The 716-nt window shown below is 50.0% G+C and carries 1 pseudogene; it reads right to left on the bottom strand.

From position 1 onward, the window contains the following. Nucleotides 1-108: 108 nt before the first annotated feature. Nucleotides 109-716: pseudogene (locus ACGF49_RS24665) on the bottom strand (IS5-like element ISPlu14 family transposase); the annotation flags it as partial.

Below are 716 nucleotides of genomic sequence, written 5' to 3'. Positions count from 1 at the left end.
CAGACCGCTGACAAACCCCATTGAAAATAATGGGGTTTGTTCCTTTCATTACGAATCATAATACAACTCATTTTCCTCATTGACCCGATTCAATCGCCCGTCAGGGCGTTATTTTCGCTTCGCGGGCATTGACTGGCTCGCCCTCCAGAGATAAAAACAACAAAGCATCGCGACCAGCAAGGCTATCTTCTTGATATTTTGGGCAGTTGCCGCCAAAAGACACTGTATTTGCACCTTCTGCAACCCGCGAAAATGGGCATAACGGTGCCCGTGATGTTGCTTCGCATCCGCAAAACTGCGCTCTATTGTTTCCTTTCGTCGCTTGTAAACTTTTTTACCCCATTCCGTTAGCCGGTTTTCTCTGGCCTGCTCTTTACTGGCCTCCCAGATATGACGGGTTATCGTTTTTCCGCCTTTCGCGTGCGTGCAGGCATCACGCTGCGGGCAACACTGGCAGATAGCCGCCGGGGCCTGATAATGCCGGTATCCCTGACGGTCGGTTGTGGTATAAATCAGTTTTTCTCCCTGCGGGCAGACATAACAATCCTGTAGCTGGTCATAGGTGAAATGTTTCTTCTGAAAGGTATTTGGTCCCTTATTCGGCCGGCGATAACCTATGATGGGGATAATGCCTAACTGTTCCGTCAGATAACAAACCGGGGCCGTAAAATAGCCCGCATCCAACCCAACCGCGAGGGGATTGAGAGCAAAACGCT

Origin of the sequence: Photorhabdus sp. RM96S (genome assembly GCF_042879335.1) — a bacterium.
GTDB lineage: Bacteria > Pseudomonadota > Gammaproteobacteria > Enterobacterales > Enterobacteriaceae > Photorhabdus > Photorhabdus kayaii.
This window is presented reverse-complemented; position numbering and strand designations above follow the sequence as displayed.